We start from the raw sequence: 15,394 nt of genomic DNA, 5'->3' as shown, positions 1-15,394 counted from the left end.
GGCCGGCAGGCGGCAAGGGACCGAGCAGAACGGCTTTTTGCCGTCAATTCGCCGCTTGACGCTACACTATGGCACTTCAAACAACTATTTTGTGACAGGCACCAGCGATGACCACCGCCACGATCTCCCTGCGCCGCCAGGCCATCACCTGCGCTGCGCTGTGCACTGTCGCCGCCCTGCTCTTCCTGCTGTGGCCACCGCCGGCGGGCGCCCTGTCCGGCACGCTGGGCCTGGACTGGGCCGACCAGCTGCTGGCCGGTATCGGCCTGGGCGCGCTGTATTGGGGCGTGGCCGAGGCGGCCTACCGCTTTCTGCCGAACGGCAAGGGCTCGCAGGCCGTCGTCGACAGCTACAGCCGCCTGGACCTGTCCGGCTGGCGGCCTTTGTGGATTTCGCTGGCTGCGGGCCTGGGGGAGGAATTGCTGTTTCGCGGCGCCCTGCAGCCGCACCTGGGCCTCTGGTTCACGTCCGCGCTGTTCGCGCTGGCGCACGTGAAGGCCTACCGGATCGACCGGCTCGACCGCACCACCCTGCTGCAACTGGGCGGCCTGTTCGGCGCCGGCGTGGCGCTGGGCGCGCTGGCCTGGTTCCTGGGCCTCCTCACCGTCATCCTGTTCCATGTGGCGATGGATGTCGCCGGCCTGCTGCTGGTGCGCCGCGCCGCGCTGGGCACCGCCGTCAGCTCAAACGGGCCATAAGGGCGGCTCGTCCATCAGCGCCACCTGTTCGCGCAGCTCGAGGATGCGGTCCTGCCAGTAGCGTTGCGTGTTAAACCAGGGGAAGGCGGCGGGAAAGGCCGGATCGTCCCAGCGGCGCGCCAGCCAGGCTGCGTAGTGCATCAGCCGCAAGGTGCGCAGCGCTTCCACCAGGTACAGCTGGCGCGGCTCGAATTCGCAGAAATCCTCGTAGCCGGCCAGGATGTCGGACAGCTGGCGCACCATGTCGGAACGTTCGCCGGACAGCATCATCCACAGGTCCTGCACGGCCGGGCCCATGCGCGCATCGTCGAAGTCGACGAAGTGGGGGCCGGCATCCGTCCACAGCACGTTGCCGCCGTGGCAGTCGCCATGCAGCCGCAGCAGTGCCACGTCGCCGGCCCGGTCGCGGCAGCGCCGCACGCCGTCCAGGGCCTGGTCGGCCACGCTGCGGTAGGCCGCCACCAGTTCCGGCGGGATGAAGCCGGCCTCCAGCAGGTAGTCGCGCGAGGCCACGCCGAAGGTATCGACATCCAGCGCGGGCCGCTCGGTGAACGGCCGCCTGGCGCCGACGGCATGGATGCGGCCGATGAAGCGGCCGGTCCATTCCAGCACGTCCGGACTGTCCAGCTCCGGCGCGCGCCCGCCATGGCGTTCGAACACGGCGAAACGGTAGCCCTCGAAGCCGTGCAGGGTGCGGCCACCGATCCGCTGGGCCGGCACGACGGGAATCTCGGCCTCGCACAGCTCGTCCATGAAAGCGTGTTCTTCCAGGATGGCGGCGTCGCTCCAGCGCCCTGGCCGGTAGAACTTGACGACGACGGGCTTGGCGTCCTCGATGCCGACCTGGTACACACGGTTCTCGTAGCTGTTCAGCGCCAGCAGGCGGCCGTCGCCGAACAGGCCGACGCTGGCCAGCGCGTCGAGCACGCGGTCGGGGCCGAGCGCGGCGAAGGGATGGGTAGAAGGTTCGATAGGGGAATGCGTCATGGCCACATTGTAAGGCGCAGGGCGTATACTGTCGGATTACTTTGAACAGAACAGAGCACACCATGCAACTCGATCAGCCCTTGAGCGAAAAAGAATTCGACGAACTGGACCAATTCCTGCTGGGCGAGCGCAGCCCGGAAGATTCGATGACGATGGACCACCTGCACGGCTACCTGACGGCCATCGCGATCGGCCCGGAAACCATCATGCCGGCTGAATGGCTGCCGCGCGTGTGGGGCGAGGACGGCAAGCAGGCGCCGAAATTCAAGAACGGCAAGGAAGAAGAGCGCATCGTCAACCTGATCATGCGCTTCATGAACGAGGTGCTCGTCACGTTCGAAGTGGCGCCGAAGGAATTCGAGCCGCTGTTCGTCGAGCACGAGCACGAAGGCGAAATGCTGATCGACGCCGAGGCATGGTGCTGGGGCTTCTGGGAAGGCATGGAACTGCGCCCCGGCTCGTGGGACCCGATCTTCGACGACGAACTGGCACCGCTGATGCGCCCGATCTACCTGCTGGGCGCCGATGAAATCCAGGAAGACGAACTGCCGGAGGTGGAAGACCCCGTCAAGGCGCACAAGCTGGCGCTGGAAATCGAGGCGAACCTGCCGGCCATCTTCAAGTTCTGGGTACCGCGCCGCAAGGCCGCCGTCAGCACCGTCAAGCGCGAGGAGCCGAAGGTGGGCCGCAACGACGACTGCCCTTGCGGCAGCGGCAAGAAGTTCAAGAAGTGCTGCGGCGCCGAGCAGTAAGCCGTGCCTGAAGGGCGGCGCGGCTGCCGACGCCCGAACAGCCCGATGCCGAATCGTACCGGTCCGGCCCGGTGCCGCCAACGAACGCCGTCGTGCTCCGTCAGGCGCACGACGACGCGCCATGCCACGTCGATGCGGCAACCGCTTGCAGCGTTGGGGGAAGTTCTTGAATTGACCGCAACATCAGGCAGGCCCTCACCGCGGCGCGATTCGGCGATGGCCTGTCGGCTCCTTCGCGCCGGCCGGACGGTTTTCCCGCAGGCCCCCCCAGGCCCGCCTCAACGCCGCTGACGCCGCGCTGCCGCCCCGGCCAGCATCAGGCCGGCCGCCAGCATTGCCCACGTCGATGGCTCCGGCACAGACGACACGGGCGCGGAGTCCCAGTTCAGCCTGACGAACGGCCCGATCGACACGGCCTGGGGAGCCTGTCCGTCGTAACGGAAGCCCTGGCCCAGTGTCGCGCCGTTGGCAAAGTTGCTGTACATGCCGATGGTGAAGAGATATGTCCCCGCGTTCAGACCATACAGCCGCAACCCCGAGTCGAGCGCAGTCTGGCCCGGCGCGATACTCGAGTTATCGTCGTTCTGCCCCAGCAGATTGCCGTTACGCCAGACCGCCACAATCGGGTCGAAGTTCCGACCGTTCAGCCACGAATCGGTCCATACGGTCAGATTGGACGCCTGCTCGAGGATGATGCTATGGTAGATCACATCGTTGTGGAAATAGATGTGGCTGTCCAGCGAGTCGGCGTGTGCGGTGCAGACAGCTGCGACGCACAGGATGGCCGCGGCGGTTTTGCGAAAAAATCTCATGGCGAGCTCCAGTTGTAAAGGTTGGTCAAGAAGTACTGCACCGATACCTCTGCAACTCGCGTGCCAGAATCAAAAAAGCGCCGGGCAACCTGTTGAGTTTCCTAGCAATTTCCAGCCGAAAAAATCATTTACCGCCGCGTATGTCAGCGCCGCCGACAGTTGACCGCCGCATGCCTCACAGCTTGATGAAGTGCTCGCGGTAGTACTTCAGCTCTTCGATCGATTCGAGGATATCGGCCAGCGCCGTGTGCATCTGGGCCTTCTTGAAACCGGAGATGACTTCCGGCTTCCAGCGGCGGCACAGCTCCTTGATGGTCGAAACGTCCACATTACGATAGTGGAAGAAGGCCTCCAGCTTCGGCATGTAGCGCACCATAAAGCGGCGGTCCTGGCCGATGGTATTGCCGCACATGGGCGACTTGCCGGCAGGGACCCACTGCTTCATGAAGGCGATCAGTTCGGCCTCGGCCTGCTCTTCCGTGACGGTGGACGCCTTGACCTTGTCGATCAGGCCGGAGCGGCCGTGCGTGCCCTTGTTCCACGAATCCATCGCGTCCAGGGTGGCGTCGGACTGGTGCACGACCAGCACGGGGCCTTCGGCCAGCACGTTCAGGTGCATGTCCGTGACGACGATGGCGACCTCGATGATGCGGTCCGTATCGGGCTCCAGGCCCGTCATTTCCATGTCGACCCAGACCAGGTTCATTTCATTCGGGCGCTGGGGCGCGGCCGCCGGGGACACGGGGGCGACGGAAGTTTCGTTCTCTTGTGACATAATTCTCTCTTGGCTCAAACAAGACCGCCATTTTCTCACAGGCATAGAATGTATTCACACGCGTTTTCGATTTTGTTTGCCGCCTTCCTGGCGCTGATGCTGGCCGTGCGCTTCTGGTTGGCCTCGCGGCACATCCGCCACGTGCTGGCGCACCGCAATGCCGTGCCGCCCGAATTCGCGGAAAAAATTCCGCTGGAGGCCCACCGCAAGGCGGCCGACTACACGGTGGCCCGCACCAAGTACGGCATCGTCACGATGCTCGTCAACAGCGCCGTGCTGGTGGGCTTTACCCTGCTGGGCGGCCTGCAATGGCTGTCGCTGCAGGTGTTCGGCGCCACCGGCGGCGGCATGGCCTACCAGGTCGGCCTGATCGTCGCCTTCGCCCTTGTTTCCGGCCTGGTCGACCTGCCCTTCGACTACTACAAGCAGTTCCGCCTGGAGCAGCGCTTCGGCTTCAACAAGATGACCCCTGGCCTGTTCCTGGCCGACATGGTGAAAGGCGTGCTGCTGGGCGCCGCCCTGGGCCTGCCGCTGGTCTGGGTCATGCTGGTGCTGATGGAGCGGGCCGGCGCGCTGTGGTGGCTGTATGCGTGGCTGGTATGGAGCGGCTTCCAGCTGTTGATGATGGTGCTGTTCCCCACGGTGATCGCACCCCTGTTCAACAAGTTCACGCCACTGCAGGACGAATCCCTCAAGACCCGCATCGAAGGCCTGATGGCGCGCGTCGGCTTCGCCTCGAAGGGCCTGTTCGTGATGGACGGCTCCAAGCGCAGCGCGCACGGCAACGCCTACTTCTCCGGTTTCGGGGCCAACAAGCGCATCGTGTTCTTCGATACCCTGCTGGCGCGCCTGGCGCCGCCCGAGATCGAGGCGGTGCTCGCGCATGAACTGGGCCACTTCAAGCTGAAACACATCGTCAAGCGCATCGCCACGATGTTCGCCCTGTCGCTGGCCTTCCTGGCCCTGCTGGGCTGGTTGAAGAACCAGGTGTGGTTCTACACGGGCCTGGGCGTGTCGCCCCTGATCGCGCCGGGCCAGTCGAACGACGCGCTGGCCCTGATCCTGTTCATGCTGGCCCTGCCAGTGTTCACCTTCCTGTTCTCGCCGCTTGCGTCGCTCGGTTCGCGCAAGCACGAATTCGAAGCCGACGCCTTCGCCGCGCGCCACGCCGACAAGGCCAACCTGATTTCGGCCCTGGTCAAGCTGTACGAAGACAATGCGTCGACCCTGACGCCCGACCCGCTGCATTCGGCGTTTTATGATTCCCACCCACCGGCTTCGATTCGTATTCGACATCTGAACCTCGGCACCTGAACCTGGCCACCTGACACCCATGACGACACCCTCCCCCATCGGCACAGCCGACGACCTGCGCGCCCTGCACTGCGCGCACGCCACCACGGCCCTCGATGGCGTCGAGGCAGCGCGCCTGTGCGCCCTGCTCGACGGCTGGGCCATCGTCGGCGGCCGGCTCGAACGCAGCTTCGCCTTCGCCGACTATTACGAGACGCTGGCCTTCGTCAACGCGCTGGCCTTTATCGCCCACGGGCAGGACCACCATCCCGAACTGGTGGTGGGCTACAAGACCTGCGTGGTGCGCTACGACACCCATTCCGCGCGGGGCTTGTCGATGAACGACTTCATCTGCGCCGCACGCGCCGATGCGCTGGTGGCGGGCCGCGCATGAGCACCGTCAAGAAGACCGGCATCATCATCGCCGCCCACGGCCGCCATTACCTGGCCGACGCCGACGGCACCCACCTGCAGTGCGTCACGCGCGGCAAGAAGACCAACGTGGCCGTGGGCGACATCGTCGAACTGACGCCGACGTCGAACGACCAGGCCGTGATCGACCGCATCTGCGAGCGCAAGACGCTGCTGTACCGCTCCGACCAGTACAAGTCCAAGCTGCTGGCGGCCAATGTGACGCAGCTGTTCATCGTCGTCGCGACGGAGCCCAGCTTCTCGGACGACCTGATCTCGCGCTCGACGGTGGCGGCCGATGCCGCCGGCATCCAGGTGCGCCTGATCCTGAACAAGGTCGACGTCGCGGAAGGCCTGGAGCAGGCCCGCACGCGGCTGAAGGTGTATTCGTCGATGGGCTACCCGGTGCACGAGGTGTCGGCCCGGACCCGGCCCGAGGAAGCCGTCGCCGAACTGGCGCCGCTGCTGGAAAACCAGTCGACCATCCTGATCGGCCAGTCCGGCATGGGCAAGTCCTCGCTGATCAACCTCCTGGTGCCGGACGCCGACATCGCCGTGCGCGAAATCTCCGAGAAGCTCGACACGGGCAAGCACACCACGACGTTCACGCGTCTGTACCACCTGGGCGGCGGTGCCACCGTCATCGATTCGCCGGGCTTCCAGGAATTCGGCCTGTACCACCTGTCCGAAGGCATGCTGGAACGGGCCTTCCGCGATTTCACGCCCTACCTGGGCGGCTGCAAGTACTACAACTGCCGCCACCAGCAGGAACCGTTCTGCGCCATCCTCGACGCCGTGGCCGCCGGCAAGATCGCGCGCATGCGCCATGACCTGTACGGCCAATTGCTGCACGAATCGTCCCAGACCCTTTACTGACCTTCCCCGCCCCCATGGACATGTTCGCCCACGATGACGACGTCGCCCACTGGGAGCTGGCCCTGCTGCCGCTGCGGGGCCTTGAACGCCTGCCGGTGCTGCTGCCGCTGGCGTGGCACCTGCGCCAGCGCGACAGTCTGCGCGCCATCGAACTGGCCGACGAAGCCGACACGCTGCTGATCCACGCCGGCGACGCCACTGCCGCCGGCCGCCTGCGCCTGCTCCGGGCCGAGGTGGCGTGGCTGATGGGCGAGCTGGAATCGGCCGGATCGCAGGCCGGCGAGGCCCTGCATACGCTGCGCCTGCTGGGCGACGATGCCGGTTGCGCCGACGCCCACTGGCTGCGCGCGTGGATCGCCGTCGACCACGGCGACCATGTACACCGCGATGCCGAACTGGCCGAGTGCGCCCGCGCTGCCCGCGCCGCCGGCGACGGCGAGCGCGAAGCCATCGCGGACGCTGCCAGCGCGCGCTGGGCCGTACTGCGCGATATCGATTCGGCGCGCGAACGGTGGGGCCACCGCTTCGACCTGGCCGCCGAGGCGCCGCCCGCGCTGGACTGCTGGATCAACGACTTCCTCGGCATGGCGGCCAGCCAGAGCAGCGACTTCGGCGGCGCCGCCGGCTTCTACCTGCGCACCTACGAGGCGGCGCTGGAAACGGGCCAGCTGCGCGCGGCCATCATCGCCGCCACCAATATCGGCGAGAAGTTCTCCAACCTGAACGACCACCACTCGGCGCTGGAATGGCTGCAGCGCGGGCTCGATATCGCCCGCCCCACCGGCTGGCCGCGCAGCATCGGCGCGGCCCTGCTGCACACGGCCGATACGGTGCGCCGGCTGGGCCGGCTGGAAGCGGCCGAGGAACTGCTGCGCGAAGCCTTCGACATCCTGCGGCCATATGCATCGAGCCGGCTGTTCGCCATCGCCCTGCAATACCAGGGTGACCTGTGCCTGGCGCGCGACGACTTCGCCGGTGCCCTGGACGCCTTCGAGCGGCTGGCGGTGCGGGCCGACGTCCTGGAACAGGCCGACTTCCGCATGGTGGCTCGGCGCGGCCAGGCCCACGCGCTGTGTTTCCTGGACCGGCCGCGCGAGGCCCTGGTGCTGGCGCTGGAGGCGGTCGAACTGGCGCACGGCCACCACAACCCCTACAACCACATCGCCGGCCTGCGCGTGCTGGCCCTGATCCACAGCCGCGCCGGCGCGCACCGCCTGCCGCCGCCGGCCGCCATGCGCGAAGCCGATCCAGCCCTGCACTACCTGCACCGGGCGCTCGATACGGCATCGACCATCCAGGGCTACACGGTGCCGGGCAGCCTGTACGACGCGCTGGCCGACCGCTACGCCCACCTGGGCGACTACCGCCGGGCCTACGACATGGCGCGTGCCGCAGGCGTTTCGCACGAAAAGACGCACAGCCAGGAAGCGACCGGCCGGGCCATTGCCATGCAGGTGCACCAGCAAACCGAACAGGCCCGGGCCGAGGGCCTGCATCACCGCGAGCTGGCGATGTCGGAAGCGCGCCGCGCCGAGCTGTTGCAGCAGACCAGCGCCACCCTGGAGCGCCTCTCCGCGATCGGCCGGGAAATCACCATCCACCTCGATGCGGCCGCCGTCTACGAAGTATTGAACCGGTATGTCAACGCCCTGCTGGCGCCGCACATCTTCGCCGTCTACCTGCTGGAAGAAGGCCACGTCCTGGTGCCGGCCTTCACGCGCGAAGGCGACTCGCCGATGCCGCCGACCCGCATCGAACTGGACGACACCACGGCCTGGTGCGCACGCTGCGTGCGCGAGCGCAGGGAAGTCTATATCGAGGATGCCGCTGCCGAGCCGGTGCGCGGCCCCCTGCCCGAGGCCACGGCCAGCGCCCTGTACGTGCCGCTGCTGGTAGGCGAGCGGGTACTGGGCGTGATGAGCGCGCAATCGACCCGGCCCCATGCCTACGGTGAGCGCGAACGCCTGATCTTCCGCACTTTATGCGCCTATGGCGCCATCGCACTGGACAACGCCCAGGCCTACCGCCAGTTGCAGGAAGCGCAGTCGCAGCTGGTATCGCAGGAAAAGCTGGCGGCGCTGGGCGCGCTGATGGCCGGCGTGGCCCATGAACTCAATACGCCGATCGGCAACAGCCTCCTGATCGCCAGTACCCTGGAACAGAAGACCGACGCGCTGGAAAAGGCGCTGAACGGACCCGGCCTGCGCCGCTCGGAACTGGCCGCCTTCATCGCCGACACGCACAAGGCTTCCGAGCTGGTGATGCGCGGCCTGCGCAGCGCGGCCGAACTGGTGGCCAGCTTCAAGCAGGTGGCGGTGGACCGCACCACCGAGCAGCGCCGCCCCTTCGACCTGCAGCAGGTCACGCGCGAGATCGTTGCCACCGTGATGAACCGCATCCGCGCTTCCAGCCACCGGCTGATCGTCGACGTGCCCGAAGGCGTGGCGCTGGACAGCTACCCCGGCCCGTTCGGCCAGGTCGTCACGAACCTGATCAACAACGCCCTGCTGCACGCCTTCGACGGACGCGAAGGCGGCACCATGACCCTGGCCGCGGCGGTGCCTGCGGACGGCCACGTCACCATCGTGTTCGCCGACGACGGCGCCGGCATCGCCCCGGAACACCTGTCGCGCATCTACGACCCCTTCTTCACCACCAAGCTCGGTCAGGGCGGCAGCGGGCTGGGACTGTCGATCAGCTATAACATCGTTACGTCGCTGCTGGGCGGGAGCATTGCCGTGGCCAGCAGTCCGGCCGGCACAACCTTCACCCTGGCGTTGCCGCTGGTGGCGCCCAGCCCGGACCCGGCCAGCCCCGCCACCATATACTGAAAACATCATATAATTGATTTGCTAAGCTGGGCCCCCGGGGCGCCCCCGGCACCAATCGTTGTGACTATGTCTACTCAAAACCAGATCAAGCACTACCTCCAGTTTTCCGACTTCACGCTGGAGGAATACGAATACGTGATTCGACGTGCGCACATCATCAAGCGCAAGTTCAAGAACTACGAGATCCATCACCCGCTGATCGACCGCACCCTGGTGATGGTATTCGAGAAGAACTCGACCCGTACCCGCCTGTCCTTCGAGGCCGGCATGCACCAGCTGGGCGGCGCCGCCATCTACCTGAACACGCGCGACTCGCAGCTGGGCCGCGGCGAACCGGTGGAGGATGCCGGCCAGGTGATGTCCCGCATGTGCGACATCATCATGGTGCGAACCTTCGGCCAGGACATCATCGAGCGCTTCGCCGCCAACTCGCGCGTGCCCGTCATCAACGGCTTGACCAACGAGCACCATCCCTGCCAGGTCTTCGCCGACATCTTCACGTTCTACGAGCACCGCGGCGCCATCAGCGGCAAGACGGTGGCGTGGATCGGCGACGCCAACAACATGCTGTATTCGTGGCTGCAGGCGGCCGAGGTGTTCGGCTTCCACCTGAACGTGTCGACGCCGAAAGGCTACGACCTGGACATGTCGCTTGTCTCGACCGACCGCTTCACGCTGTTCGAAAATCCTTCCGACGCCTGCGCGGGCGCGCACCTGGTCAATACGGACGTCTGGACCAGCATGGGCTACGAGGAAGAGAACGCGGCGCGCCTGAAAGCCTTCGACGGCTGGATCGTCGACAGCGCCAAGATGGCCCGCGCCACGCCCGACGCGCTGTTCATGCACTGCCTGCCGGCGCACCGGGGAGAGGAAGTCTCGGCCGACGTCATCGACGGCCCGCAGTCGGTGGTGTGGGACGAAGCGGAGAACCGCCTGCATATCCAGAAGGCCCTGATCGAATACCTGCTGCTGGGCCGCATCGAGGAATAAGACCATGATCGATCACACCGGCGTTATCGTCGCCGACTTCCCCGCGAGCCGTGCCTTCTACGAGAAGGCGCTGGCACCGCTCGGCTTTTCGAAGGTGATGGAACTGGGCCCGGAGATCACCGGCGCCTTCCACACCGCCGGCTTCGGCGAAGCGCCCAAGCCGGAGTTCTGGATTTCCAGCGCCAGCGCGGGCAAGAGCGCCGGCGCCAGCGTCCATATCGCCTTCCGCGTCACCAGCCGCGCGCAGGTTGACGCCTTTCACGCGGCCGCGCTGGCTGCCGGAGCGCGCGACAACGGCGCCCCCGGCCTGCGGCCCCACTATCACCCGAATTACTATGGCGCCTTCGTGCTGGACCCGGACGGGCACAACATCGAAGCGGTCTGCCACGAACCTGTTTGAACGAAGATTGGAACTAGCATGAGCGACATCAAGAAAGTAGTCCTGGCCTACTCTGGCGGCCTGGATACCTCCGTCATCCTGAAGTGGCTGCAGGATAACTACCACTGCGAAATCGTCACCTTCACGGCCGACCTGGGCCAGGGCGAGGAACTGGAACCGGCCCGCGCCAAGGCGATCAAGTTCGGCATCAAGCCGGAGAACATCTATATCGACGACGTGCGCGAGGAATTCGTGCGCGACTTCGTGTTCCCGATGTTCCGCGCCAATACCGTGTACGAAGGCGAATACCTGCTCGGCACGTCGATCGCCCGTCCGCTGATCGCCAAGCGTCTGATCGAGATCGCCAACGAGACCAATGCCGACGCCATCTCGCACGGCGCCACCGGCAAGGGCAACGACCAGGTGCGTTTCGAACTGGGCGCGTATGCGCTGAAACCGGGCGTGAAGGTGATCGCGCCGTGGCGCGAATGGGACCTGCTGTCGCGCGAGAAGCTGCTGAAATACGCGGAAGACGCCGGCATCGCCGTCGATATGAAGCACAAGAACGGCGGCGCGCCCTACTCGATGGACGCCAACCTGCTGCACATCTCGTTCGAAGGCCGCCACCTGGAAAACCCCAGCGCGGAGGCGGAAGAATCGATGTGGCGCTGGACCGTGTCGCCGGAAGCGGCACCGGACCAGGCCGAGTACCTTGACATCGAATACGAAAAGGGCGACATCGTGGCCCTGAACGGCAAGCGCATGAGCGCCGCCGAAGTGCTGACAGAACTGAACCGCGTGGGCGGCAAGCACGGCATCGGCCGCCTCGACCTGGTCGAGAACCGCTATGTCGGCATGAAGTCGCGCGGCTGCTATGAAACGCCGGGCGGCACCATCATGCTCAAGGCCCACCGTGCGATCGAATCGATCACGCTGGACCGCGAAGTGGCGCACCTGAAGGACGACCTGATGCCGCGCTACGCTTCGCTGATCTACAACGGCTACTGGTGGGCACCAGAGCGCGTGGCGCTGCAGACGCTGATCGACCATACCCAGGCCACCGTGAACGGCTGGGTGCGGGTCAAGCTGTACAAGGGCAACGTGATTGTCGTGGCGCGCGATTCCAAGACCGATTCGCTGTTCGACCAGACCATCGCCACCTTCGACGAAGACGGCGGCGCCTACAACCAGGCCGACGCCGGCGGCTTCATCAAGCTCAACGCGCTGCGCATGCGCATCGCTGCCAACGCCAAGCTCAAACGCGGGCAATAAGCCGGCGTATGCACTACGGAGGCTGCCCACGCGGGCAGCCTTTTTTATTGGTCGCGCGGTTGTGACATTAAAGACAATGCGCGCCGCACGGCAGCGCAGCGGCCAGTGGCTCGCGCCCCGGCAAAATGTTACATTGCACGCGATACGAACTCGTCCTGATGGGAAGACACGATGATCAAAGACCTGGGCATCAAAAACAAACTGTACGCGGGCTTTGGCGCCATCCTGGCCATCATTCTCGTGCTGCTGCTCCTGGCATACAACAACTTCGCGCGCCTGTCCGAAGCGAACGGCTGGGATCGGCATACGATGCAGGTGCTGCATTCCCTGGACCGGGTCAGCAACGACGTCATGCAGATCCAGGCCGAAACGCGCGGCTACTACCTGACCGGCGACCCGGCCCGCCTGGCCAAGGTGCGCCAGGAGATGGCTGCCCTGCCGAACAGCCTCGCCGCGGCGCAGAAGCTGGTGGCCGACAATCCGCCGCAACTCGAACGGTTGCGCAAGCTCGATACGATGATCCAGGGCTGGATCGGCAGTGTGATCGAACCGCAGGTGGCGCGCCGCCAGGAACTGGCCGGCACGCCCGGCGCGGCCGACGCCATCGGCCGCATGCCGCAGCTGGCCCAGGGCAGTCCCGTCATCACGGCCGTCCATGCGCTGCTGGACCAGGCGCGCCGCGAGGAAGGCGAGCTGCTGGCCGAGCGCTCGCGCAATGCGGCCAGCCTGCAGCGCGACATGACGACGACCCTGGCGGCGGGCGGCGCAGTTTGCGTGGTGCTGTCGCTGATTGTCGTGGTCGTCCTGACGCGCGCCATCATGGGCCCGCTGACGAACCTGACGGGCGTGGTCGGCCGCATCGCCGGCGGCGACCAGGGCGCGCGCGTGACAGTCACGTCGAATGATGAACTGGGCCGCGTATCGACGGAATTCAACCGCATGGCGCAGTCGATCCAGGACAACCAGCAACGCGAACGGGCCAGCACCGACGAGCTGCGCGCCAAGGTCGACGCCTTGCTGGAAGTGGTGTCGAAGGCCGCCTCGGGCGACCTGACGGGCAAGGTGACGATCACGGGCAGCGACGCCATCGGCCAGCTGGGCCAGGGCCTGGCGCGCATGTTCGACAACCTGCGCCTGCTGCTGAACAATGTGCAGAAGGCCGGCATCCAGGTCACCACTTCGGCCACGGAAATCGCCGCGTCGGCCAAGCAGCAGGAAGCAACCGGCGTCGAGCAGGCCCAGACCAGCGTCGAGGTGCTCAGCACGACCAAGGAAATCGCCTCCAACACGAGCCAGCTCCTGAAAACCATGGAAGGCGCCACCGCCGTCGCCGACTACACCACCAGCGCCACCGCGGAAGCGCAGGACAACCTGCGCCGCATGGATGCGACGATGCAGACGATGGTCTCGGCGACGGACTCGATCAACGCCAAGCTGGCCGCCCTGTCGGAAAAGGCCAGCAATATCAACAGCGTCCTGATCACCATTACCAAGGTGGCCGACCAGACCAACATCCTGTCGCTGAACGCGGCCATCGAGGCGGAAAAGGCCGGCGAGGCCGGGCGCGGCTTCTCCGTCGTCGCCACCGAGATCCGCCGGCTGGCCGACCAGACTTCCGTGTCGACGTGGGATATCGAGCAGATGCTCAAGGAGATGCAGTCGGCCGTGTCGGCCAGCGTGATGGGCATGGACAAGTTCTCCGAGGAGATCCGCCGCAGCGTCGGCGAGGTGCGCGGCGTGACGGACCAGCTCTCGACCGTGATGGACCAGGTGCAGAAGCTGGCGCCCCAGTTCGACATGGTGCTGCAGGGGATGCAGTCGCAGGCCGTGGGTGCCCAGCAGATCACGGAGACCATGATGCAGCTTAACGACGCCACCCAGCAGACGGTGGAATCGCTGAAGGCCACTAGCGAAGCCGTGCACCAGCTGCAGTATGCGGCCAGCGACCTGCAGTCCTCGGTCGCGACGTTCGCCGTCAACGTGTAAGGGCGGTGGCGCCATGAAGCTGCTGGTGTTCCATATCGGTGCCGACCGCTACGGCCTGCCGCTGGCCGTGATCCGGCGCGTGCTGCCGCTGATGGCGCTGAAAGCCATTCCGCTGGCGCCCGGGTCGGTGGCCGGCCTGATGAACCTGCACGGCGCCGCCATTCCCGTCATCGACCTGTCCCGCAGCGGCGGCGCGCCGGCGGCGGCGCTGCGCGTCGATACCCGTATCGTGCTGGTCGACTACCGGGCCCCCGACGGCGCGGTGCACGCATTGGGCCTGCTGGCCGAGCGCGTGATGGGTGTCCAGGACGTCGACGACGAAGCGCTGGCCGACAGCGGCGTGCAGGCCGCACCCTTCCTGGGCCGGGTGGCCGGCGATGCCGCCGGCATCGTCCAGCTGGTCCACCCTGAGCACCTCCTGCCCGACGCGCTTCGCGCGCTGCTGTTCGCGCCCGCGCCAATGGACACGACGCCGTGAAGACGCTGGCGCTGCTGCGCGAGGCCACCGGCCTGAACCTGACACGCGCCACGGTGGAACGGGCCGTCAAGCAGCGTATGGAAGCGCTCGGCGTGGATGACCGCAAGCTGTACACGGCGCAGCTGGACCGGCAGGAACTGACGGCACTGATCGAACTGGTGGTGGTGCCCGAATCGTGGCTGTTCCGCGACCCGCAGGCCTTTGCCGTAGCGGCCGAATTCGCCCGCGCGCGGCTGGCCGAAGGCGGCCGGCTGGTGCGCATGCTGTCGATTCCCTGCGCCGGCGGCGAGGAGCCGTATTCGCTGGCGATGGCCCTGTGCGACGCCGGCATCGCCCCCACCGCGTTCGCCATCGACGCCGTCGACATCTCGGCCGCCTGCATCGCGCGGGCCGAATCGGGCCTGTTCGGCCGCAATGCGTTTCGCGGCAAGGACCTGTCGTTCCGCGAACGCCATTTCAGGCCGGTGGACGACGAGCTGTTCGCCATCGACGCTGGCCTGCGCCGGCGCGTGCGCTTCAGGCAGGGCAACCTGTTGACCAGCGAGCTGGCCGCGCCGCGCACCTATGACGTCATCTTCTGCCGCAACCTGTTGATCTATTTCGACCGCGACACCACGGCCACGGCGATCGGGCGCCTGGGCGCGCTGCTGGCCGACGACGGCGTGCTGCTGGCCGGCTACGCGGAAGTGCCGTCCTTCACCCGCCACGGCTTTACGCCCCTGCCCTACCGCCAGGCCTTCGCCTTGCGCAAGGCAGGCGCGCCGGCCCAGGCCGAACCTGCCTGGTCGCGCCTGCCCCTGCCGCGCAGCGAAGGCGCCGACCGTTCCGCCCCGAGCGCGACGCCAGCGTCCGTG

The 15,394-nt window shown here is 66.4% G+C and carries 15 protein-coding genes; 12 read left to right on the top strand and 3 right to left on the bottom strand.

Annotation, left to right across the window (positions count from 1 at the left end):
* The first annotated feature begins 107 nt into the window (after positions 1-107).
* Complete coding sequence (locus GM672_RS19760; RefSeq protein WP_155472253.1) at positions 108-698, top strand: CPBP family intramembrane glutamic endopeptidase; 591 nt, start codon at positions 108-110, stop codon at positions 696-698.
* On the opposite strand, the gene GM672_RS19755 is transcribed toward GM672_RS19760, so the two are convergent.
* Positions 684-1,685, bottom strand: coding sequence for a serine/threonine protein kinase (locus GM672_RS19755; RefSeq protein WP_155472252.1), 1,002 nt, complete (start codon positions 1,683-1,685; stop codon positions 684-686). The two genes, GM672_RS19760 and GM672_RS19755, sit on opposite strands and share 15 nt — an antisense overlap.
* A 62-nt stretch (positions 1,686-1,747) precedes the next feature.
* Here GM672_RS19755 and GM672_RS19750 point away from each other — a divergent pair, with 62 nt between their 5' ends.
* Complete coding sequence (locus tag GM672_RS19750; protein WP_155472251.1) at positions 1,748-2,437, top strand: UPF0149 family protein; 690 nt, start codon at positions 1,748-1,750, stop codon at positions 2,435-2,437.
* 278 nt (positions 2,438-2,715) lie between these two features.
* Here the strand turns inward: GM672_RS19750 and GM672_RS19745 are convergent, their stop codons facing one another.
* Together GM672_RS19745 and orn are read right to left on the bottom strand one after the other, a co-directional pair.
* A complete protein-coding gene (locus GM672_RS19745) occupies positions 2,716-3,249 on the bottom strand; it encodes a DVUA0089 family protein (RefSeq protein ID WP_155472250.1) in 534 nt (177 codons plus the stop codon).
* 175 nt (positions 3,250-3,424) lie between these two features.
* Positions 3,425-4,024, bottom strand: a complete 600-nt coding sequence (gene orn, locus GM672_RS19740; RefSeq protein WP_188916077.1) for an oligoribonuclease — start codon at positions 4,022-4,024, stop codon at positions 3,425-3,427.
* A gap of 48 nt (positions 4,025-4,072) precedes the next feature.
* On the opposite strand from orn, the gene GM672_RS19735 reads away from it, so the two are divergent.
* The 10 genes from GM672_RS19735 to GM672_RS19690 form a co-directional block, all read left to right on the top strand.
* Positions 4,073-5,338 (top strand): M48 family metallopeptidase, encoded by a 1,266-nt coding sequence (locus tag GM672_RS19735; RefSeq protein WP_155472249.1) that lies wholly within the window; start codon positions 4,073-4,075, stop codon positions 5,336-5,338.
* Positions 5,339-5,357: 19 nt separating this feature from the next.
* The gene (locus tag GM672_RS19730; protein WP_155472248.1) at positions 5,358-5,711 is read left to right on the top strand and encodes a 4a-hydroxytetrahydrobiopterin dehydratase; all 354 of its coding nucleotides are present in this window, start codon (positions 5,358-5,360) and stop codon (positions 5,709-5,711) included.
* Positions 5,708-6,604, top strand: a complete 897-nt coding sequence (gene rsgA / locus GM672_RS19725; RefSeq protein ID WP_155472247.1) for a ribosome small subunit-dependent GTPase A — start codon at positions 5,708-5,710, stop codon at positions 6,602-6,604. Before GM672_RS19730 ends, rsgA begins: the two co-directional genes overlap by 4 nt.
* A 14-nt stretch (positions 6,605-6,618) precedes the next feature.
* On the top strand, positions 6,619-9,435 hold the full coding sequence (locus GM672_RS29775) for an ATP-binding protein (protein WP_155472246.1): 2,817 nt from the start codon (positions 6,619-6,621) through the stop codon (positions 9,433-9,435).
* Positions 9,436-9,501: 66 nt separating this feature from the next.
* Complete coding sequence (gene argF / locus GM672_RS19715) at positions 9,502-10,425, top strand: ornithine carbamoyltransferase (RefSeq protein WP_155472245.1); 924 nt, start codon at positions 9,502-9,504, stop codon at positions 10,423-10,425.
* A gap of 4 nt (positions 10,426-10,429) precedes the next feature.
* Positions 10,430-10,825, top strand: coding sequence for a VOC family protein (locus tag GM672_RS19710; protein WP_155472244.1), 396 nt, complete (start codon positions 10,430-10,432; stop codon positions 10,823-10,825).
* Positions 10,826-10,843: 18 nt separating this feature from the next.
* Positions 10,844-12,076, top strand: coding sequence for an argininosuccinate synthase (locus GM672_RS19705; RefSeq protein WP_155472243.1), 1,233 nt, complete (start codon positions 10,844-10,846; stop codon positions 12,074-12,076).
* Between the two features lie 171 nt (positions 12,077-12,247).
* Positions 12,248-14,062, top strand: coding sequence for a methyl-accepting chemotaxis protein (locus GM672_RS19700; protein ID WP_155472242.1), 1,815 nt, complete (start codon positions 12,248-12,250; stop codon positions 14,060-14,062).
* Between the two features lie 13 nt (positions 14,063-14,075).
* Positions 14,076-14,540: a chemotaxis protein CheW gene (locus GM672_RS19695; RefSeq protein ID WP_155472241.1), complete on the top strand. Its 465-nt coding sequence runs from the start codon at positions 14,076-14,078 to the stop codon at positions 14,538-14,540.
* A partial coding sequence (locus tag GM672_RS19690; protein WP_170300156.1) for a CheR family methyltransferase occupies positions 14,537-15,394 on the top strand: 858 nt, incomplete at its 3' end. The genes GM672_RS19695 and GM672_RS19690, both read left to right, overlap by 4 nt.

This window comes from Pseudoduganella buxea (assembly GCF_009720835.1).
Lineage (GTDB): Bacteria > Pseudomonadota > Gammaproteobacteria > Burkholderiales > Burkholderiaceae_D > Rugamonas > Rugamonas buxea.
This window is presented reverse-complemented; position numbering and strand designations above follow the sequence as displayed.